This is a genomic window from Bombilactobacillus sp. ESL1097, assembly GCF_058107205.1.
The window spans coordinates 743,740-766,476 of sequence record NZ_JBYLUB010000002.1; the positions used below are offsets into that span (position 1 = coordinate 743,740).

Consider the following 22,737-nt stretch of genomic DNA (forward strand, 5'->3'; position numbering starts at 1 on the left):
CTAGAACTAACTGGCAAAGTGGTTCTAGTTTTTTTATGGTGGGGCTTAATAATTTATAAACTGGCTTTTAAATCAGTTAAAATCTGGTCAAGTGAACCATTGATGAAGAGATGGATCTGTTGTGGGACATTAATAGGTTGATCATTTAAAACGACTAATTGAGCTTGATTAGCGGGTAAGCCGTGTCCCAATTTTGTTCCTAAAGCAATAATTAAATCGGCTGTTTGGATTAATTTGTTTCCGGCTAAGACGCGTTCTTTGATTGCCACCATATTCCGTAAAACAAAAACCGGTAAAATTAGTGAATGATCAATGGGACAATAGGGGACAGTGTGTTGTTGGATGAAGTTCATATCAAAAAGGTGATGCTGTTTGACACAATAGTTTTCATTAATACTGCCCCAATATTCAACGACGTTTTGCGTCCCAGCTAAAGCGTGTAGATGATCTAAGTTATAAGTGATAATACCTTGAAAATACTGTTGTTCAGTTAATTGATTAATAATTTTGTGAGCAATGCTGGGTTGACTAGCGGGACGAAAATGGGTCAAGCGGTATAATTGATAAAACGTTTGAGGCTGCTGTTGAGCAAACCGGTTCGTCAAAAGTTCCATTAAAGGTACGCAAGCAATTGGATTGTGCAAAGCTAGCTGGTTCATGGCGTTTAAATCAGGATAACCGCTAGCAGTTGATAAACCCGCACCTGTAATTAAAACGGTCTTGCGTGCAGTTAAGAGCATTTGCTTTAATGTGCTCAGTTGCTGTTCATAGTTCATTTTTGAAGGCCTCCCACCAGTCTTAAAGTAATTATGGTGTTATAATAACGCCATTCTAGTTAGAAAACTACAAGGAGGTTGCAGGATGTTTGTAAAGCTTGATCAGTCTGTTCAGAAAAGGTTACAACAGTATGCAGATAATTCCAAACTAACAATTTTACTAAATTTTGATGATGGGGTCGGCGTTTATTCAAAAGTGCAAGCAACTTGTGGACTGGAAGTTAGTTTTAATTTAACGATTGTTAACTCCAGTGCGGATTTAATTGATTTTAACGACCACGTTGAAACTAGCTTAGGGAACTTCTTAGTTAAAGGTTATTCGAAAGAATTCTTAGATACCAATAACCGTTTAATCCAAGACGCTGCTGGTACGATTCAATTAATTGGTGATAATTCTGGTGTGATTGATAATAGTGTGCCAATTATTGACTTATCTAAGGAGCAACAACCTCCTCAAACGCGTTTGGAAAAGATTGACAATATTGCCAATTAGGGTTGGGTGTTTGGTCAAATGATGTTAGTTGTACGAAATAATTGGTCAGATTCGTAGAAATTAAAAATCCCCGAAATGAAACTTAATTTCGAGGATTTTTAGTTATGTAGAGTCAATATCTTTTGCTAAATCCTAAATTGATAGGCTTTTGGTATGAAACTGGAATTAATTGGTATTCATTCTGGGAAGTGATTATAATAAAATTAAATGAAATAATAGACGTTTTCTCAATGGAGGTTTGACAATGGCAGTTTTAGTTTTAGGTGGTGCGGGTTACATTGGCTCACACATGGTAGACTTATTGGTGCAAGAGCAAGAGGACGTGGTCGTGGTCGATAATTTAAGCCGCGGTCATCGTGATGCGGTTCCGGCCAGTGTGCCATTCTACCAAGGCGATATTCGTGACCGGGACTTTTTGGAGCAAGTTTTTACAGAACAAGATATTGAGGCAGTTTTTCATTTCTGTGCTTATATTCAAGTACCCGAATCAATTGAAAAGCCTAATGACTATTTTGATAACAATGTAGTCGGTCTAATTAATTTGATTCACGTGATGAATGACCATCAAGTTAAAAAGTTGATCTTTTCATCTTCAGCCGCGGTTTATGGTACGCCAAAGCAAGTTCCAATTAAAGAAGATGACCCCAAAGATCCCATTAATCCTTATGGACTAACGAAATTGATGATGGAGCAAATCATGCGTTGGGACGGCGCGGCATATGACATTCAGTGGTTAGCTTTTCGGTACTTTAATGTGGCAGGGGCTCGGTTAGATGGTGACTTGGGTGAAGATCATCGTCCGGAAACACATTTGATTCCAATTGTACTGCAAGCTGCTTTAGGCCAACGTGATCATGTCGATATGTGCGGTAATGATTATCAAACTCGTGATGGTTATAATGTGCGCGATTATGTACATGTCTTAGACTTAGTTCAAGCTCATTACTTAGGTCTCAAATATTTACGGCAAGGTGGTCAAAGTGACTACTTTAACATTGGTTCTAAACAAGGTTTCACTGTTAAGGAAATCGTCGAGGCAGCGCGCAAAGTTACCGGTGTGAATATCAAAGCTATGGATGCGCCCCGCCGTGGTGGTGATCCAGATTCTTTAGTAGCTGATAGTAGTAAAATTCAAACCATTTTAGGTTGGAAGTCCCAGTATACGGATATTGATACTATTATTGATTCCGCTTGGCGTTGGTTACAAAGACACCCTGAAGGTTATGCTAAATAATTAATGCAATAGTAAAAAAATAGAGGTTGAATTCAAAGTCATTTGGCAGTTGAGTGCTAGAACTTTGATTTCGACCTCATTTTTATTAATTATTTTTTCTTGTGATCTTTAGCCTGTTTCAATTTGTTTTCAGTTTGTTTAACGGCATCTAGATTTTTTTGAGTTTCATCTGGTAAAGAAGCAAATTTATCAAATAAACTTTCAAAATTATTTTCTTGTTTGACAGTTAGACCCACAATTTCACCTTCTTTAACTAGGTTAATTACTCTGTCAGTATAGCATATTTCAGCTATTTATTGTTGAAACTCAGATTTGGTAAATCAATTGGTATTTTGTTAAACACGGGTTAAAATATAAACAATAGTTGACGCAATTAGGAGATAAAAAATGGCGACAGAATATTTAGAGCATAAACTAGCATTATTGCCAGATCGACCGGGCTGTTATTTGATGAAAGATATTAATGCGAAAATTATTTATGTAGGTAAAGCCAAAAATTTAAAAAATCGGGTTCGCTCTTATTTTAAAAGTTCGCATGAAGGTAAAACGGCTAAGTTAGTCAGTGAAATCCGCGATTTTGAAACAATTGTGACGTCAACTGATAAGGAAGCTTTTTTACTGGAAATTACTTTAATTCAAAAGCATCAGCCCTACTTTAATATTAAATTAAAAAAGGGGACTGGGTATCCATATATTAAAATTACTAATGAACGCACCCCCCAGATGATTATCACTGGTCAAGTCAAAAAAGATGGTGGTTTTTATTTTGGCCCTTATCCGAACGTGTATGCGGCAGAAGAAACCCTGAATTTTTTACAGAAAGTCTATCCTTTAAGACGGTGTAGTGGTTATCAAGGCCGACCGTGTTTATATTACCATATGGGACAGTGTTTGGGAGCTTGTTTTCAAGAAGTACCAACGCAAAAATATGAACAGCAAATCAAAAAAATTAAAAGTTTTTTGAATGGTAATGTCGGGACCATCAAAAAGCAATTAACACAAAAAATGAACACCGCGGCGGCTGATTTAAAATTTGAACGGGCAGCGGAATTACGCGATCAAATCCACTATATTGAACAGACCGTGGAAAAGCAAAAAATTATTTCGAATGATCATACACCGCGTGATTTATTCAACTTTTATGTTGATAAAGGCTGGATTTCTATTCAAGTGTTTTTCATTCGACAAGCTCGCTTAATGAAACGTGAAAAACGAATTTTTCCTTGCATTAATACGCCCGAGGAAGAATTGGCAACGTTTATTTTACAATTTTATAATCGGAAAAATAATGTGTTACCGCGTGAAATTTTAGTTCCGAAAGAAATCGATCAAGCTTCATTGACAGAAATTTTGCATGTCCCTTTTCGAACCCCGCAACGGGGGACCAAACGTGATTTGTTGGTAATGGCTAAAGACAATGCTAAATTGTCATTGGAAGAAAAGTTTCGGCTATTAGAATTAGATAATCGCCAAACAGTTGGGGCTCAAAAGCAAATTTTTGATGCTTTAAGTTTACCGTATGGACATGTGATTGAGTCCTTTGACCATTCGCATATTCAAGGTGCTGATGCGGTTTCGGCCATGGTGAGCTTTGTTGATGGTAAGCCGGTTAAGTCCAATTATCGCAAGTATAAAATTAAAGATATTTTAGAACAACATAATGGAGCGGATGAAGCTGCTAATACGCGGGAAGTGATTTATCGTCGGTATTCACGGTTATTAAAAGAACATAAGCCCTTGCCGGATTTAATTTTGATGGACGGGGGCTTGATCGAACTACGCGTAATTTTAGATGTTTTGCATAATGAATTAGGGATTCACATTCCGGTGGCAGGCATGGTTAAAGACGACCATCATAGTACGTCACATCTGATTACTGGTGAGGACGGGGCTGTGGTACCGTTAGATCGTAAAAGCCAAGGCTTTTATTTGTTGCAACGGATTCAAGACGAAGTGCACCGTTTTGTTATTACCTATCACCGCCAAACGCATAGCAAAAATGCGCTGTCTTCACAATTAGAAAGTATTAAGGGTGTGGGGCCAAAAACGCGGATTAAATTATTGAAAAACTATGGTTCAGTTAAAAAAATTAAGGATGCTCCTGTCGAAGATTTGATGAAACTAGGAATTTCGCAAACGACAGCACAAACGATTAAATTATCGTTGTCTCTGACACCAACGCGCAAGATTGGTAAGTAAATTAGTTGCATCAAAGAGTAGTTATAATTGCTAGCGAGGAAAGAAATTCTGAAAAATAAAGCGGACAAAAGACAACTGCGTTTTGGTGTAAGCTTCAAAGAAAGCGTTGACAAAAATGAGTGATTTTATTTACATTTTTAAGTAAAGGTTAATTTTACGTCTTTAGGAGTGATTGTTAATGAAATTAAAGCATATGCAAGGAATGCTGTCGTTTTTGTTAGTACTTTTAGCTATTTTATTGGCGTCAAACAGTAATCTTGTCTCTGCTGCTAGTGCCACTAAGTATGAGAGTTATCAGTCGTTTAACCATGCTTATATCAACATTGCTGATGTAAACATCAATTTTAAATTAGGCAAAAAGTTTCATGTGGTGCTGCCGACCAAGTATCATACGTTAACTTTTCGTGATAAAAATAATTATCTTTATATTAATCAAGAAGATGAAGTTCAAAAAAAATTTCCTAAACCTACTTTGACCATTACTGTACCGAAGCAAAATGCTATTCACAAATTAAATCTAGATATAGATGATTGTGATCACGTGTCTATTAGTGGCTTGTCAATTAAGCAAATTAAGCTGGATACCTCAAATACTCATTATGATTTGAACAAGGTTTCGGTATCCCAAAAATTCAAAATTAGTAGCGATGATAGTAGCTATCATTTCCAGCAAAGTCAGCTACAGCATCTTACTTTTGATGATGATAATGGGCGATATCAGTTTGCTAATTGTCAGTTAGATAACGTCAAAACGATTAGTGATGATATGGATGATACACATTTAAGCTTGAATCATTCTAGTTTAAAAAATGCGCAGGTCAATTTTGACGAGTTATATGCAAAAGCTACTAATGGTGCCCAATTTCTGGGGGAAAATGTTTTTAATGGTGATGAGATGCACCTAACTTTGGGCAAGATTAATCCTGATGTACGCTTAATGGACGATGACATATTAACAGTCAATGCACCAAAACGAAAATTAATTAAGAATTTAAAGAATAATCAGAGCAAAGATAACCGATTAAAAATTGAGGTTGAAGAAGGAACAATTAAATAATGCTTAATTCGCTTTTATTGTTGCCTTAACCTTTTTATGTTTATCATTTGAATTATTTGGGGAGAAAATTTTTAATGAAGTCAAAATATTATATTCAATACTTAATATCAATTGTGCTATTATTGTTTGCTGTCTTGATAGGCGTAAACAATAATTGTGCAACGTCCTTAGCTGCTAATGTGCAAACATATCAAAGTAATCAGCCCTTTGATCATGTTCATATTGGTATTGTTGATGCCAATGTCAATATCAAACAAGGCAAACAGTTTCGGGCATATTTCCCGACAAACTATCATATTATAACTTTTCGCAATCAAGATCATTACTTGTATATTGAACAAAAAAATCATGGGGTGCGCAAACATGTGAAGCTGAGTTCACCCAAACCGACGATTACGATTACGGTACCGAACAAAGATGCTATCAAAAAGTTAGACCTTGGTTTAGACGACGGTCAGGTGACTCTCAATGACTTGTCCATTCAACAACTGAAGATAGATTCTTCTGATGCTCAGTACAACTTGCAAAATCTGGTGGTCACCCAAAGGTTGAGGATTGATAACGAAGGTGGTCGTTATCAGGTACAAAATAGTAACCTCAATAATGTAGCGTTTGATGATGATGATGGTCAATACCAATTTGATCAGTGTCATTTAACTAATGTTACTACCATTAGTGATGGCTTTGATGATACAAATTTGAAGTTCAAAGATGCTGTTTTAAATGGATCTAATATTAATTTTGAAGATTTGAAGATGAAAGTCACTTTGAAGAACACTAAATTGCTCGGGCAGAATGTTTTTCATGGTGATGAATTAGCCTTAGACTTAGATAAAGGAACTTCTGATGTCCATTTAGTAAAAACAGGTAAACTCAACATTAGTTTTTTCAAGCGCCAAACGATCCAGCGTCTGCAAAATAATCATAATAAAAAGAATGTGCTAAAAATAAAAGTTACAAAGGGGACAATTAAGTAATTAGCTTTAGAAATAATGTGGCTTGAAGTTTTATTAAAATATTTGAATTATCTGAAGTGTTGGTGAATGATTTCAGCAACACTTTTTTTGTATTGTAATTTTGAAGCTGACGTTTGAACATTCTATTGAATAATAAATAGTTATTATTATTTTTTAGTTCTTTTAGCAGTAATTAACTCAAGCTATCAATGCTAATCTATTAATTTTGACTATAAAAATTAGTAGTTAGTACATTATTCGAAAATTTAAATAGAATTCAACTTTGCCTTTTCTTAAAGTATAACAATCTGTTCTTTTTATATTAATAATTGACTAAAATAATATTAAAAAAATAATGAAAATTTTAATATTATTGATATAATATGCTTATCTCTTTTTTGAGAGGTTTAAATTTAGGAGGGATTACTGTGGCAGGACAAATAGCCGTTACACCAGAAGAACTGAGATCACAAGCAACGCATTATACACGTGGAGCGGACAGTGTAGATAACGTATTGAGTGATTTAAAGAGTACTCAGGAACAAATTCGCGCTGAATGGAAGGGGAATGCTTTTGAAAAGTATGATGTGAAATTTCAAGAATTATCCGGAAAAGTAACACAATTTTCACAGCTCCTCAGAGAAATTAAGGCGCAGTTGGATAAGTCAGCGCAAGCAATGGAAGATGCTGATAATCAAATTGGTCAAGCTTGGAGTTAATTAGTTTTAGTCAAGAGTGGTTTATTAAGGATCGCTCTTGGCGTTACATAAGTAATAAAAGTCCGTACATAGCTTTATAACCTTGGTTTATTAAGTAATTTAACCAGCTATGACTCAACTATGATAGTACAGGAAGATAGGTTTTTGATTAAACGACTATTACATTTTATACAAACCAACAATAAAAATATTGTCGCGATTATTTTAATAATATTAGTGACTTTAACGATTGCCTTATTTGCATTCAGAACTAAGCAAACCAAAGATCCGAATGCGAATAAAGTATTGCAAGTAGGCTTAGTTAATGAAGATAACGGTGGTCAATTTAATGGCAAACAATATAATTTTGGCCGAGATTTTGTCAACCTATTAACGCGCAACCATGATATTTCGTGGTATTCCATTCCACGTGATGTTGCTGAAAATGGCTTAAAGCATCGACGGTATGATTTGATTGTGATTTTACCATTTAATTTTTCTAATAAGATTCTCCAGTTTCAAGCGGCTGATTTTAAAAAGATTCGGGTTTTATATAAAATTCGTGAAAATAAAAATCCTACTTTACGCAATAAGATTACACAATTGAATAATCAAATCTTAAATAAACTCAATTACAAAGTTACAGAAATGTATCTAGCTAGTATTTTGTTTAACTTGCACCAAGCGCAAAGACATCTAGAAGTAGTTAATATTAATGAACAACAGTTGAGTAGTAATTTAAAAAGTAACCTGAATAATCCCTTGGCTGCTTTGATTAAAGAATATAGTCAGACGCAGCCCAATGCTAGCGATAATCCAGTCAGCAATTCGAAGGATAATGCAGGTGCTGAGCAATTACAAAATTTATTGCAAAATCAAGGCATTAATGGCTTGCAACAAATTAATACCCAAGCTCAAGAGCTGCAAAGTCAAGCTAATCAGCAATTAAATGAACTTAATACGCAAGCTAATTCTGTAATTCAAGCTAATAATCAGCACTTTTTAGATTTAGTATCTAATCAATATGATGCTTTTCAAACCATTATCAATGATGACTATTTTAATTTGAATCAATTACAAGCTCCAGCTATGCAAAAACAAATTAGTGACTTATTGAATTCACCTGTTTGGTTATCAGAGACTGATGCTGCGCTGGTTCAAGAATTACAAAATCAAAAGCTACAATTGGGGTTAACTCGGGATAAATTAAATCAATGTTTAGTAACATTGCAATCCAATGCAGTAGGTAACGCCGATGGCACTAGTGTAGTTGGTGATGAACAAGTTAGTTCTGTGCGGCAGCAATTGCAAACAATGATCAATACAGCCATCACGCAACTACCTAGTAATAGTAGTCAAATTTTGCAACAAATCAGTCGTGACGGTGAGTTAACGAGAGAGCAAACTCAAAGATTACAAGTCGAGTGGGCTGCTGTCAATAACTTTCAAACAACAGGTTCCTTTCAAGGACAAGAAGTTGCGCTTCAACAAGCAACTTTACCACCAGCTAATCAACCCCTAGTGTTAAATCTGCCAGCCCATCAAAGCGTCTTTTTGAATATCAGCAGTACCCAAGTTGACCTCAATAACCTAGCACGTCAGTTGGAAGAAAATAATTTGCCAGTAGTTATTCAAGATCAAGGTTTAGCTATTAATAATTTGGGCGACCAACAAAGCTTAACTTTATATCCGCAAGTTTTGACTGAGCAACCCGTCAATTATGCCATGACAATTGATGCTCCAGCACTAACGCAAGGAATACTCAGTAACTTGGTTCAGAATCACAGTGGCAATTTAAGTCAACCATATTTGGACTTCATCATTACTTTAAATCAGGCTTATACATTCATCACTACGTTCAATAGCCTACAATTAGAGCCCAAGACAACAGCTGCAGTACCGGCAAAGACTGTTTCTACGTTTGATGCGAATTTAGAACAAAAATTATTAGCCATTTTAATCAACGTGCATAGTGCTGAAGATTCCATCACTAAATTACAAACGCAGTATGAGGAACAATTACAACAAAACCACCAAGCGCAGGCGGATTTTCAACAATTGGTTGTTAAGATTCAAAAGTTATATCAGGAACAATTAGCTAGTTACCGGCAACATCAAACCATGATTTCACCGGTCGTTGAGTTCAATACACAATTGTTAAGTGACCCCGCACCGTTAGATTTTTCGCCACTGATGAAATTGGCACAACAAAGTAGTACACAGGCCGAACAAACAAATTCTCAATTACAAGCTTCTTTACAACAAATGCTGAATCAATCGCAACAATTAGATCAAAACTTGACGAACCAAGCGCAAGCCACAGCGACGATTGATAATGATTCTAAAGCATTTGTCCAGCATGGTAATAAATTACTGCAACAAGCGAAGGTACTCCTTAATAATTGGCAGCAAGTTGTGGCCACTAATGCTGACTACAATCACAATTTTGGTCAGTCAATGAGTAATACTAAAAATGATGATAATGCTGCTCGCAAAATTTACGGCAATCTGGCTCAGCCGTTAAAATTTCAAAATGCGGGGACAATTCGCAATCTTAGTTCAATTTTTCCTTATTTTTTAACACTAGCTAACATTATTATTGGTGGTTTTGCGGCGTTGCTGATTGTCGGTAATGATCAGCACAATCGCCAACTTAAACCATTTAAAGTAGCAGACCATTGGGAATTACCGACAACCGGTTTGGGGTTGTACCAACAATATGCTTTGATTTTAGTTTTAGGAATTAGTTTCTTAGTGGCCTGGACGACGCGCCCGTTATTGCGCCACCTTTTGTATCCACAACTGTGGTTAATAATCGAAACTTTGATTCAAGCGACAGTGATTGAAGCCGCCATCGCGTTATTCAAATTTTTGCGGTCAGTCGGTAAATTTATTTTTGTTTTCTTCTTTATTGAATATATTTTTTACACGCCGGCATTGGGTCAATATTTAACCAAAAGTCCTGGAGTTGGTTTCTTTTTGAAATATACTTCGCCATTTCAACAAATAGAAGACATTTACTCAAATGTTTTTACTAATCAAGCAGATAATGTCCTGATCATTCTGATTTTTAGTGTGTTGCTATTAGTTTGTTTAATGGTTAATTGGTTATTTAAGGAAAAATTATATGTTACAGAAATTGAAACTTAGCTGGTTATTAGTTGTAATCATCCTTATTGGCGGATGGAGTTTCCAAAATATTGATCTTTTGGCAGCCCGAAGGTCTTTGGATGACGGCAAGATGACAATTAATAATACGATTTTAAACAGCAATCAAGATACCAGTGAGGCAAGTTCAGCTAGTGCTAAGCTGAGTGCGAATGATTTCTTTTTTCGGCAGGATAGTTTTGAGCAACAACAACGCCAACGAAGACAGCGTTTTTCACAAAATACGCAATTAACGCAACGGCAATTATTTACTAACCAATGGCCTGCTAAACCAGATTTATTAGTTCAACACACCAAAGGACGACTTTTTCAAGTTCCAGAATCAATTTCGGCAGCTCATACCAAACGTCATCAGCAGACTAATTCATGGCGAAAACTGAAATACATTCTATTAATGATGCTGGCATTATTTTTTATTGGCATCGGTTGTTGGTTAGGGAAGCACAAACGCATGATTAGGAGATTTTTTAAACGATGAAATATATTAACGTCACCATTTTGATCCCAGCTGCGAATCATTATGTCCAAGATTTGAGACTGCCCATACAATTGACAGTCAATCAACTAATTGCGCTCTTAATTGATGATTTAGCTCAACGAGCAATTGCTCTCAATACAAGATTACTTAATGTAATTAAAGCGCAGACGAAAAGCTTATTGTTGGTTAACACAGATTTATTAGCAGACTTTCCTTTAGCAGACGGCGATATTTTACAAATTTTTTAGTGGAGGAGCAGCAATTGGCTAAGCAAAGACAAGGATTTGAAATTGATGGCTATCAATATCAATTCAATTATTTAAAATCAGGAAGCATTACCGAAGAATTAACGGCTGATAGTGTTCAAGATGCTCAATTGATTGATTATTTAGGATTAAAGCAAGATCAATTAGTACCATTAATAATCAAGCCACAAGATCAAGCTTGGCAACTGCAATATCAGGTGGCTGCTGATTGGCACAATTTTCAACAATTGGCTAGCGACTTATCGCGAGTTGATAAAATTCGCTTATGTTTGAATTTACTAGAGCTTTGGCAATTACGTAATTCACGAATTGTGCCCGTAGTGCACCCTGATAATATTTTTTTTGACGTCAACTTACGACCCAAAGTTTTACACCGTGGAGCGGTAGGTATTGTGACGCCATCAACGCATGCTCATTTATTAAAGCAATTGAAAGCTTTTATCGTGATGGTGTTAGCCAATAAGTATACATTTAATCGCTTGTATAAAGGCTTAATGGCTGATAAGAGTTTTGCTGGTTTGAAGTATCAGAAAATCATTCGTGCCAAAAGCGTTGCCACTTTAAAAGAGCAGCTACAAGTTTTGTATCAACAAGCTTTGACTGTTGAACAGAAGCAATTAGTCGTCGCCTCAAAAAAGCAATTTAATCTTTATCACTGGGGATTTTTATTGGAATCAGTGGTCACGACACTGGTCGGTTTAGCGCTGATTTATTTATTAATGGTTGTTGTGCCGCAAAAACAATCCTTAGCTGAAGGAACGGGCTCTTATTTGCAGCAAGATTATGATCAGGCCATTAATCACCTGAGCAAAATTAGAGTTCAACAAATGCCGAAAGTTCAACAATTAATGCTCGCCAAATCTTATGTTCATGTTGATAATCTCAATCATCAACAAAAAGCTAATATTAACAAATCACTAAATATGAATTCTGATCCTAACTATTTAAAATATTGGATTTATGATGGACAAGGCAATTTTAACCAGTCATTGGATGCTGCCAAATACTTAGGAGATCAGCAATTAATCTTGTTTTCGTATACTAAATTATATTCACAAGCGAACAATAATCCGCATTTAACCGGTGCTAAGAAGCAGAGATTATTGAATAAATATTCGAAACTAATTAAAGCTTATACGAAAAAATTACAGAAAGAATAGAAGACATGGCTGAAATTTATCAATTATATATCTGGTTAAAGACGAGCTACTCAGTGTTGAAATTAGATACCACTGAACAAAATAATTTTACTTTAAGTACTGATTATCATGATACTTATTATGTTCCAGAACTAGAGCAACCACTTGAATTGACGATTAATACGGATTCTCAGTTTTGCTTAGCTGACCAAGTATTAGAATTGGGACAAGTAATAACAATTCAACAACATATCCAACTTTTAATCTTGGCTGATACACTAATTCCACTCAGTTTTGATGTTAACCAGCTCAACATGGGACAGCCTTTAAGTTTAGGAGCTAACGCATTCAATGATATTCAAATAGCGATTAATTGTGATTTTCTCATTCAAAAGACAGCTGATGCCAAACAGTTTCAAGTAATGGGCGCTTTTAAAACGCCAGTCTATTTAAATCATAGTTTAATAACAACCACAGTAATTAATTTTACTTATGGGGATGTGCTGGCGATTGATGGGTTAGAAATAACTTTGCAGCCTGATAATTGGTTAATCGTGAAAGATTTGTTGCAGCAATTTGTCAAAAGTACCCTGTTTTATCGGCAACAAATAAAGCACTGTTATTCAGATGATTATCCAGAGTATCATCGCTCACCGCGGGTGATCCGTGCTTTACCGACAGCTAAAATAACTTTAGATGCACCACCCATGCCCGCAGAAATTACTAAAAATAAATTATTAAAAACGATTACGCCGCCGTTGGTAATGGTTGCTGCTTCGGTTGTAATGGCAGTAATTAGCCATAACATGACCACCATGATTATGATGGGAGCGATGAGTTTGACAACGACTGCTTTTGCGATTAGTAGTTACTTTAATGATAAAAAAGAACAAAAGCAAAAAGCTAATCAAAGAGTGCAAGATTATCATGATTATTTACAAACTAAAATTGTGGAGATTCAATCACAAAAGCACCAAACGCGCTCGGCCTTAACTTATCACTTACCATCACCGCAAACGATTAGTCAATTGATTTTGCGTAATAGTGCGCGGATTTATGAGAAAAACAAATTTCAAACGGACTTTTTAACGGTCCGTTTAGGGTTAGGTAATTTTACCGGACAATATCAAGTTAATTTTTCGCCGCAAGAATTAAAGCATGATGCGTTATTAGACAAAGCAAAAAAGATTTATCAACAGGCACTTCAGGTGGAACACTCGCCATTAGCAATTAGTTTGTTGTCCGCAGGGGTGGGACTAATTGGTGATCAAGTCCAAGTCAATCAGGCTTTGCAGAATTTGGTGCTACAAATTGCGGCCTTTCAAAGTTACCATGATGTCCGGTTCGTTCCAATTTTTGATAGTCAGCAACAAGATTTTTGGCAAGAGTTTCGATGGTTAAAACATTTTCGTTCTAGTGATAGTAATACGTTAAATTTTGTTGATGATGATCAAACGCGTGACCAAATATTAACGGCCTTATTGCAACTATTAAAAGAGCGCGAACAAGCTGTGAAAGAAAAAGAAAACAAAGATCAAAAAATTAGCTTCGCACCGTATTACATTTTGATTGTACAAAATGAAGAATTGATTATTAATCATGGTATTATGAAATATTTGTCACACGATATTTCTGAACTTGATGTCGCAGTGATCTTTGTAAAGCAAACATTGGCTGATTTACCGGAACATATTGAGACAGTGGTCGAATATTATGATAGTCAGCAGGCAGAAATTGTGATTGAGAACGGTCAACTAACTTCTCAAAAATTGGTTCCGGACGCTCTGGAAACAATTGATTTAGAGGCGACCGTGCGACATTTAGCCGCCTTAGACCATAAAGAAAGTCTCAAAAATTCTTTACCAACATCTGTGGGTTTATTGGAATTGTACGATGTTAAAACCGTGACAGAATTACAATTGCAAAAACGTTGGTCAGTCAATCTTCCCTATAAAAGTTTAGCTGTTCCGTTAGGATTACGTGGTAAAGATGATTTAGTTAAATTGGATTTGCATGAACGGGCACATGGTCCACACGGTTTAATTGCCGGAACGACAGGTTCAGGAAAATCCGAATTAATTCAATCGTATATTGCTTCATTAGCAATTAACTTTCATCCCGACAACGTGGCCTTTTTGTTGATTGATTACAAGGGCGGTGGTATGGCGAACCTTTTCAGTGAATTACCACACTTATTAGGGACCATTACAAACTTAGATGGTAGTCAAAGTTTAAGAGCTTTAGCGTCAATCAAAGCTGAGCTAGAAAAGCGGCAACAGTTATTTGGCCAATATCAGGTTAATCATATTAATGAGTATCAAAAATTGTATCATGACGGCGTTGCCGAAGAAGCTATGCCCCATTTATTTTTAATTAGTGATGAATTTGCTGAATTAAAATCTGAACAACCCGATTTTATGCAGGAATTAGTTTCAACAGCGCGCATTGGGCGTTCATTAGGCATCCATCTAATTCTTGCAACGCAAAAGCCGAGTGGGGTGGTTAACGAACAAATTTGGAGTAATTCTCGTTTTAAAATTGCGCTCAAGGTTCAAGATCAAGCAGATTCCAATGAAATTTTGCATACGCCGGATGCAGCTTCAATTGTTGAACCAGGGCGTGCCTATCTGCAAGTTGGTAATAATGAGATTTATGAGTTGTTTCAAAGTGCATATAGTGGACAAGATTATCAGCCAACTGCTTCTAAAAAGCGCACAGCGCCACCGCTTTATTTAATTAATGAGTTAGGCCAATATGAAAACTTATCAGTTGATTTAAGTGGTCTGACCTATCTTGATACGCAATCTCAAGTAACGAAGGTTTCTGAATTGACGGCAGTGATCAATTACATTGCACAATTTGCGCAAGATCAAAATATTGCTCGGCTACCCCAACCGTGGTTACCGCCTTTAGCAGCCCAATTATTTTTGCCAGATTATGTTCAAACTGATTATCAACAGAATTGGTCGCAGGCGCAATTTAATTTACGAGTAACGCATTTTAGGACTGATCACGTTAAGTCATTTTGCAACCACGCCACTAACTTTAGATTTAAACTTTAAGCAAGCTGTGCCTGAAGAAATTTTGACACGCTTAAAACAGTTAATTCACGTGCAATTTTCCAACCAGGCGGTCCAAGTCACGCCGTCATCCAAGAATGCGACACTTTTTTTAATTTTGAGTTTAATTTTATTACTTAACACGATTGCCGCCATTATTACCGTGTTTCACCGGCGGCGTAGTATTCCCACCACTTTAGCGTGGTTGATTGTCTTAATTTTATTACCTGTCATTGGCTTTTTAATTTTTGCTTTCTTTGGCCGCGGGATTGCCCAAGAAAACCTCTTTGCCATTAGTAATGCCGAACATATTGGGCTTGATCGATTGAAGCAGATGGTCAACCAGAGTAGCGAGCAAAAGCGCCCGTTAACCCCCAGCGATACGACTTTACTTGCCCAACGTCAAATCGATTACTTTAATCATAATGATGATGTTCCTGTGACAATCCATAATGATCCCCAGATTTTTACCGATGGTCACGCCAAATTCGCCGCGTTAGAACAGGATTTGCGTAATGCCCAAGAAACCATTCATTTAGAATACTATTCTTTTTTTAATGATGAGTTAGGGCGCCAAGTCTTAGATATTCTGACTCAAAAAGCTCAAGCTGGCGTTGAAGTACGCGTGATTTACGATCGCTGGGGGTCTCCCGGGGCCAACAAAAAGTTCTTTCAACCACTAGTTGCCGCTGGGGGGCAAGTCATGCCCTTTATCACTTCACAAAATGCCATCGCTAAGTACCGTTTAAACTACCATTTGCACCGCAAAATCGTCGTCATTGATGGACGCATTGGTTGGACGGGCGGCTTTAATATTGGCAATCAATATCTTGGCCTCAAACCCAAGTTTGGTTATTGGCGCGATACTCATGTGCGTATTTACGGTTATGCCGCGTTATCTTTACAAGAACGCTTTGTTTTAGACTGGAACGCTTCCGTCGATCGCCACCACGAAAAGATTTTATTTCAGGAAAAATATTTTCCCACGCAAATCAAACAGCCCCAGCACATTACCCCGATTCAAATCGTTTCTGATGGTCCCGACAGTAATTTTGACACGCTCAAGGGTGGGTTCATGAGTTTAGTCATGAGTGCCAAAGAAAGCATTTTAATCCAAACGCCCTACTTAATTCCGGATGAACCAATGATTGACGCCCTCTTAGTGGCCGCACGCTCCGGTATTAAAATTAAAATCATCATCCCCGACAAACCAGATCATCCCTTTATTTTTCGAGCTACACAATTTTATGCCAATTTATTAAGCGAGCACAATATTGAAGTTTATAATTATAATAATGGTTTTATGCATGCCAAAACGGCTGTTTTTGACAATCAAGTCAGCGCTATTGGTTCAATGAACCAAGACTACCGCAGCTATAGCCTCAACTTTGAAGCAGATGCCTTCTTTTACGATACTCAGGTCAGCCAACAGCTAACGGAGATCTTTCAAGAGGATTTAAAACACAGCACCTTGTTGACTCCCGAAATCATTCAGCAACAGTCTTACTGGCTCCGCTTTAAACAACTTTTCTCACGCTTACTGTCACCAATCTTATAAATAATTATGTACTAAAAAACCTTGTTTTCCAGAAAATCATCTAGAAACAAGGTTTTTTTATTATATTTAATTTTTGTCCGCAAACTACCTACATGTGAGCAATTTCGACTTCGATATTCTGTGGTAAAACTGCTTTTAACTCTTGCTGTAATTGGGCGACCGACTGTTTAAACGTCATTTGAATATTTTGCCGATTAGCCACGGTAAAAATTGAAATTACTTGCACGGGGGCATTAGGCAATTCTACCGGAATCAGTGTTACATGAGTCAATTTTTGATAACTCAGTGAATTAGAAAAAAAGCCGCTGGTCACTAAGCGCTTTTGCGCCATACCGCCAGTACCTTGCATTAAGGTCACTGTTAAAAAGGCAGCCACCATTACCACGTACCACCACGAATCTTCCGGCATGGATAACACCCACACTCCAAAAATCACAGCAATAATTAAACTGGAAATTTTATATTTAGCATGTACCACAATCTGAGATTGCCAATACAAATTATTTAGTAGCATCGCTACAAAAAAGATATCAATTAAGATTAGTAGCCAATCGTTTAGCATAATGTCCCCCAATTAGTTAATTTGTGAAAGCAAATAAGCTGGAACTACAAAAATTTTTCGTCAATTTACACGAACATTTTTTCTGATGGTACTCCATTTGTCCCAATCTCAATGAATTGCTTCTAAACTTAAATATGATAACATTTAAGTAAGAACTCGCAAACCAAAAGTTCGCAAAAATCTGGCTTTTTGTACCAGATCATTAACATGTAACAACAGTGGTTTTAATATTAAAGGAGGTTCCTTATGAAAATTCCTACCCGCACCACTTATGATGGCTTAATTTTACCACAGATTGGCTTTGGAACTTACAAATTAAATGGCGCAACAGGCGTCAATGCCATTACCAGTGCCTTAAATGCCGGCTATCGGCTCTTAGATACGGCTTTTAATTACGAAAATGAAGGCGCTGTCGGTCAAGCCATTAAGCAAAGCGGCTTGCAACGCTCGCAAATTATTGTTTCTTCTAAATTACCCGGGCGACACCATCGCTACCAAGAAGCACTTCAAACGATTCAAGAATCGCTTTATCGTGCCGGTTTAGACTACTATGACCTGTACTTAATTCATTGGCCTAATCCTAAAGAAGACCTCTATGTCGAAGCTTGGCAAGCCTTAATTACAGCTCAGCAAATGGGTTTAATCAAAACAATTGGCGTGTCTAACTTTTTACCAGAGCATATTGACCGTTTAATTGCCGAAACTAACGTCAAACCAGCAGTTAATCAAATTGAATTGCATCCTTATTTCTCTGAAGCCACATTACGGCACTACGATGATCAACATCAAATCATCACTTGGGCTTGGAGTCCGATCGGCCGTGCTAGTTCTATGTTATCCGACCCCATTATTCAAGGTATTGCGCAAGATTTAGGAAAAAGTGTCGCGCAAGTGATTTTACGCTGGGAAATTCAACTCGGCGTCTTGCCGATTCCAAAAGCTACACATTTTAGTCGGCAGCAGGAAAATTTGCAGGTCTTTGATTTTGAATTAACTCCTGCACAAATGCAGACAATTACTAATTTAGACCGACCTGATGGGCGACTCAAGAATCAGGATCCCGCTGAATATGAAGAATTTTAATAATTAAAATTAAAAAAGGTCCAAAGTTACTGTCAAATTATCGCAATGTTTGACCAGTAATTTTGGACTTTTTTGCTGTCTGACTACCGGCCGTGCTGATTTTTAATCAAACACGCTATCCCTAATCCGAATAAACTAATTGCGAAAAATACCCCAAAGACCAAATGAAATTGTCGTTGTTGCCGCAGAACTAACGTCGCACCATTGGCGGGTAACGCCAATAAAAGTGTGGCTAACGTGACGCCAAAAGAGCCTAAGATTTGTCGTGCGGTGGTAATAACCGCCGTACCATGCGCAATATATTTTTGAGGCAACACATCGGCTCCCAAGGTCACCGCTGGCATCATTACAAAGGCATTGCCACCTTCAATCAGCGCTGCCAAAATCATTAACCAACCTAAATTTAACCGTTGCTGCAACACAAATAATAGTAACCAACCGCCAGTAATCATACTCATTCCTAATAGTAACGTCACTTTAAAGCCCCAATGATCCGCTAATTTTCCGGTTAAGGGGTTCAAGAGACTTAACAAAACCGCTCCTGGAACTAACGCCATTCCAGAAGTAAAGGCCGTTAAATGCAAGATGTTTTGGTAATACAACGGAAAAATAATCGTTACCACGATTAAGGCAATATAAGAAATCCCCGTTAATAATACTGCCCAATCAAAATTAATTTGTTTCAAGACCCGCAATTCTAGCATGGGGTGCAAGCTAGTCAATTGTCGCCAAATAAAAACTGCTAAGCCCAGACTACTCAAAATTAAAATCACACTTAAACTAAAGGTCCACTGCTTACTTTGCCCCCACTTAGTTAAAACATATAAAAAGCCAATAAAATTCACGGTTGAAAGAGCAGAGATGAAATCCAGTTTTGTCGGTTGTAAAACTAAGGGGCTCGTGATCGTAACTAAAGAAAGACCTAAGACCACTGTAATAATGAAGGCAAAACAAATGAAGACCGCTTGCCAAGTAAAAAAGCGTAACACAATCCCCGAAATAATCGGTCCAATAGCTAATGCTGATCCCATAACTAAGCCCGCGGTCCCCATCACGCTGCCACGCCGCTTAGATGGTGTAATTTTTAAGAGCACCGTTTGATAGGCAGGGAATAAAACACCTACAGCCATCGCTTCCAGAATGCGTCCGAATAGCATTAAACCAAACGTTGGCGCCCAGATAATGATCACGGTGCCCACATCAAAAATGGCTAATAAGTTTATAAATAATTTTTTAAAAGCTACATTAGCCAACAACCACGGACTCACTGGAATCATCACCGTCATCACCAACATAAAACCGGTAGTCAACCATTGAATAGTGGTTGCCGGCACCGCAAAATAATGCATTAAAGTCGGATACGCTGTTGACAAGGAAGACTGACTGATGGACATCGTAAAAGTTCCTGCTAATAACGTGGCCACAAACCACCAATGCGCACTTTTGGATAAATGGATTGAATCAGCCATTGCCATCGCTTCTTTCAAACAAACAAATTAAAACAGTTTTATTAGTTAAACGCCCGCAAATCCTTGATAATTAAGGCAACTACTCGCCACAAAATTATTGCTAGTTACTAACCTCGACTTATTTTCCCCCTCATTATTAAACCCTTTTCAGAAAATAGCAAAGAAAATGTTTTTTAAGTTCACCTAATTTAAGGTTTAATTTTGGCGAAAGTAGGAGTATCATTGTTTTTTGGAAAAACATGAGGAGGAATTCTTTTGGTTGAAAATACAAAGAAAAAACACCATTTAATTGAATATGCCAATGGTCCTTCCTTGGAGGAAATCAACAGTACCGTTGAAGTTCCCCATGGCAAAGGCTTTTGGCGCACATTATTTGCCTATTCTGGTCCTGGAGCCTTAGTTGCTGTCGGTTATATGGATCCCGGTAATTGGTCCACATCTATTACTGGTGGTCAGAATTTCCAATATTTATTAATGTCCATCATCTTAATTTCAAGTTTAATTGCCATGCTTTTACAATACATGGCCGCTAAACTTGGCATTGTGACGCAAATGGACTTAGCGCAAGCAATTCGCGCTCGGACAAGTAAATCGCTTGGTGTCATTCTCTGGATTTTAACGGAGTTAGCGATTATGGCGACGGATATTGCGGAAGTTATTGGGGCCGCGATTGCTTTATATCTCCTGTTTAATATTCCGTTAGTCATCGCCGTTTTCATTACCGTCCTGGATGTTTTAGTCTTGCTGTTATTGACTAAAATTGGTTTTCGAAAAATTGAAGCGATTGTTGTGGCCTTAATTTTAGTAATCTTGGTCATCTTCGTTTATCAAGTAGCTTTATCTGATCCCAATTGGGGTGGCGTTTTGAAGGGATTAGTTCCTTCAGCTCAAGCCTTTTCTTCACATCCTGTTGTTAATGGCATGAGTCCGTTACAAGGTGCTTTAGGAATTATTGGGGCGACAGTTATGCCACATAATTTGTATTTGCATTCTTCAATTTCGCAAACACGGAAAATTGATCACAACAATCCCGACGAAGTCGCTGATGCTGTGAAATTCTCTGCTTGGGATTCTAACATTCAATTAACCTTTGCCTTCTTTGTTAATGCGTTGTTATTAATTACTGGTGTCGCAGTCTTCAAGACTGGCGCTGTCAAAGATCCATCATTCTTTGGTTTATATCAAGCTTTATCCGATACTTCCAAATTAAGTAACGGCATTTTAATCTCCATTGCCAAAACAGGCGTTTTATCTACCTTATTCGCGGTCGCTTTGTTAGCTTCTGGTCAAAATTCGACCATCACTGGTACTTTAACTGGTCAGGTTATCATGGAAGGTTTCGTGCACATGAAGATGCCACTGTGGTTACGGCGTTTAGTAACCCGGGTTATTTCCGTGATTCCGGTCCTCTTCTGCGTCTTGATGACTAGTGGTCAAAGCCCCATTAAACAGCACGCTGCATTAAACGATTTAATGAATAATTCACAGGTCTTCTTAGCCTTTGCCTTACCATTCTCCATGCTACCGTTATTAATGTTTACCGATAGTAAGGTAGAAATGGGAACCCGGTTCAAAAACTCACTTTGGGTCAAAGTGTTAGGTTGGATTTCGGTTATTGGTTTAACTTTCTTGAACTTGAAAGGTTTACCAGATTCCATTGCCGGTTTCTACGGTGATAATCCAACAGCCGCGCAATTAACCCAAGCCAACGTGATTGCTTGGATCTTAATTGTCCTAGTTTTAGCTTTATTAGTTTGGACGATTGTGGAATTATACAGAGGCAATAAACGCTTTGAAGAATCCCAATTAGCTAAACAATAAAAAAGTTAAGTATTTGAAATATGACTTTAATTAAAAGAAGTGTTCGCATTGATTGTGAACACTTCTTTTTTAGTTCCAACTGTTTTAACAATGAACAACTTGGGCCAAACGCTCTAACAAGTAAACCACGGGGACTTGACTGGTGAGATTCACCGATTGGCCAATAATACGACTATTAATATGGTAGGAAAAATTTAAATCCGCTAAAGTAGTTAAGGAATTATGGTCATCATTGGTAATACTAACCAAGGTTGCCTTTTGATCATGAAAACTCGTCGCCTGCTCCAGCATTTGCTCAGTTTCACCACTCACCGATAAAATCATCACCACATGATTATTCATAGCCGCATGTCCTAGTTGAATAGGATAAAAAGGATCAGCAATCACGTAAGCTTCACGCCCATTATTCACAAACTGCCGCGCCCCGTAACTAGCCAAATCACCGGAAGTCCCTACACCGAGAAAAACAAAAATCGTCGCCGGATCAAACAAAGTTTTAAACTGCTGAATCTTTTGGTCATAGTTTTCAATATGGGAAAAATAATCGTGCGCTTGATAGGTAATATCATCCACTAAGCCTTGACCAGCTACTTCTTGCTGTAATTGCTGGCAAAATTCATAATAATGCTGATAACCTAAACGATTAATTGTCCGTAAGACTGAGGCCGGCGCCACCCCTAGTTTAGCAGCCAAATGACGCAAACTGTAATCTTTGACTTGC

General features: G+C 37.4%; 19 protein-coding genes. 14 read left to right on the plus strand and 5 right to left on the minus strand.

Annotated elements, in window-relative coordinates:
• Positions 1–53: 53 nt before the first annotated feature.
• Complete coding sequence (locus AC3B6D_RS07555) at positions 54–776, minus strand: SIR2 family NAD-dependent protein deacylase (protein ID WP_489775293.1); 723 nt, start codon at positions 774–776, stop codon at positions 54–56.
• Between the two features lie 85 nt (positions 777–861).
• On the opposite strand from AC3B6D_RS07555, the gene AC3B6D_RS07560 reads away from it, so the two are divergent.
• Together AC3B6D_RS07560 and galE are read left to right on the plus strand one after the other, a co-directional pair.
• Positions 862–1,269, plus strand: a complete 408-nt coding sequence (locus AC3B6D_RS07560) for an iron-sulfur cluster biosynthesis family protein (RefSeq protein WP_489757870.1) — start codon at positions 862–864, stop codon at positions 1,267–1,269.
• A gap of 244 nt (positions 1,270–1,513) precedes the next feature.
• Complete coding sequence (gene galE / locus AC3B6D_RS07565) at positions 1,514–2,503, plus strand: UDP-glucose 4-epimerase GalE (protein ID WP_489775294.1); 990 nt, start codon at positions 1,514–1,516, stop codon at positions 2,501–2,503.
• Positions 2,504–2,592: 89 nt separating this feature from the next.
• Here the strand turns inward: galE and AC3B6D_RS07570 are convergent, their stop codons facing one another.
• Positions 2,593–2,739: an SPJ_0845 family protein gene (locus AC3B6D_RS07570; RefSeq protein ID WP_489757872.1), complete on the minus strand. Its 147-nt coding sequence runs from the start codon at positions 2,737–2,739 to the stop codon at positions 2,593–2,595.
• A gap of 151 nt (positions 2,740–2,890) precedes the next feature.
• Between AC3B6D_RS07570 and uvrC the strand changes: the two genes are divergently transcribed.
• From uvrC to cls, 10 genes are all read left to right on the plus strand, one after another.
• Positions 2,891–4,702 (plus strand): excinuclease ABC subunit UvrC, encoded by a 1,812-nt coding sequence (gene uvrC / locus AC3B6D_RS07575; protein WP_489775296.1) that lies wholly within the window; start codon positions 2,891–2,893, stop codon positions 4,700–4,702.
• A gap of 178 nt (positions 4,703–4,880) precedes the next feature.
• Positions 4,881–5,759: a hypothetical protein gene (locus tag AC3B6D_RS07580; RefSeq protein WP_489775297.1), complete on the plus strand. Its 879-nt coding sequence runs from the start codon at positions 4,881–4,883 to the stop codon at positions 5,757–5,759.
• A gap of 74 nt (positions 5,760–5,833) precedes the next feature.
• Positions 5,834–6,736, plus strand: a complete 903-nt coding sequence (locus AC3B6D_RS07585; RefSeq protein WP_489775298.1) for a DUF4097 family beta strand repeat-containing protein — start codon at positions 5,834–5,836, stop codon at positions 6,734–6,736.
• Positions 6,737–7,143: 407 nt separating this feature from the next.
• Entirely contained in the window at positions 7,144–7,434 is a 291-nt protein-coding gene (locus AC3B6D_RS07590; protein ID WP_489757876.1) for a WXG100 family type VII secretion target, read from the plus strand.
• Positions 7,435–7,578: 144 nt separating this feature from the next.
• Positions 7,579–10,563, plus strand: coding sequence for a type VII secretion protein EsaA (esaA, locus tag AC3B6D_RS07595; protein WP_489775300.1), 2,985 nt, complete (start codon positions 7,579–7,581; stop codon positions 10,561–10,563).
• Positions 10,541–11,059 (plus strand): hypothetical protein, encoded by a 519-nt coding sequence (locus AC3B6D_RS07600; RefSeq protein ID WP_489775301.1) that lies wholly within the window; start codon positions 10,541–10,543, stop codon positions 11,057–11,059. Before esaA ends, AC3B6D_RS07600 begins: the two co-directional genes overlap by 23 nt.
• Entirely contained in the window at positions 11,056–11,307 is a 252-nt protein-coding gene (locus AC3B6D_RS07605) for an EsaB/YukD family protein (protein ID WP_489775302.1), read from the plus strand. Before AC3B6D_RS07600 ends, AC3B6D_RS07605 begins: the two co-directional genes overlap by 4 nt.
• Positions 11,308–11,321: 14 nt before the next feature.
• Entirely contained in the window at positions 11,322–12,485 is a 1,164-nt protein-coding gene (essB, locus tag AC3B6D_RS07610; protein WP_489775303.1) for a type VII secretion protein EssB, read from the plus strand.
• 5 nt (positions 12,486–12,490) lie between these two features.
• Positions 12,491–15,526, plus strand: coding sequence for a type VII secretion protein EssC (gene essC / locus AC3B6D_RS07615; RefSeq protein ID WP_489775304.1), 3,036 nt, complete (start codon positions 12,491–12,493; stop codon positions 15,524–15,526).
• A gap of 112 nt (positions 15,527–15,638) precedes the next feature.
• Positions 15,639–17,081, plus strand: coding sequence for a cardiolipin synthase (gene cls, locus AC3B6D_RS07620; protein ID WP_489775316.1), 1,443 nt, complete (start codon positions 15,639–15,641; stop codon positions 17,079–17,081).
• An 88-nt stretch (positions 17,082–17,169) separates the two neighbouring features.
• Here cls and AC3B6D_RS07625 read toward each other — a convergent pair whose 3' ends face one another.
• A complete protein-coding gene (locus tag AC3B6D_RS07625; RefSeq protein ID WP_489756984.1) occupies positions 17,170–17,643 on the minus strand; it encodes a hypothetical protein in 474 nt (157 codons plus the stop codon).
• Positions 17,644–17,889: 246 nt separating this feature from the next.
• Here AC3B6D_RS07625 and AC3B6D_RS07630 point away from each other — a divergent pair, with 246 nt between their 5' ends.
• Entirely contained in the window at positions 17,890–18,726 is an 837-nt protein-coding gene (locus tag AC3B6D_RS07630) for an aldo/keto reductase (protein ID WP_489756983.1), read from the plus strand.
• Positions 18,727–18,809: 83 nt separating this feature from the next.
• On the opposite strand, the gene AC3B6D_RS07635 is transcribed toward AC3B6D_RS07630, so the two are convergent.
• Positions 18,810–20,195 carry an MFS transporter gene (locus AC3B6D_RS07635; protein WP_489774683.1) on the minus strand — a complete coding sequence of 462 codons (1,386 nt, stop codon included), beginning with the start codon at positions 20,193–20,195 and terminating at the stop codon, positions 18,810–18,812.
• Positions 20,196–20,450: 255 nt separating this feature from the next.
• Here AC3B6D_RS07635 and AC3B6D_RS07640 point away from each other — a divergent pair, with 255 nt between their 5' ends.
• Positions 20,451–22,016 carry an Nramp family divalent metal transporter gene (locus AC3B6D_RS07640; RefSeq protein WP_489756981.1) on the plus strand — a complete coding sequence of 522 codons (1,566 nt, stop codon included), beginning with the start codon at positions 20,451–20,453 and terminating at the stop codon, positions 22,014–22,016.
• An 84-nt stretch (positions 22,017–22,100) separates the two neighbouring features.
• Here the strand turns inward: AC3B6D_RS07640 and AC3B6D_RS07645 are convergent.
• Positions 22,101–22,737, minus strand: a 637-nt coding sequence (locus AC3B6D_RS07645; RefSeq protein ID WP_489775305.1) for a MurR/RpiR family transcriptional regulator, incomplete at its 5' end; no start/stop codon positions are given.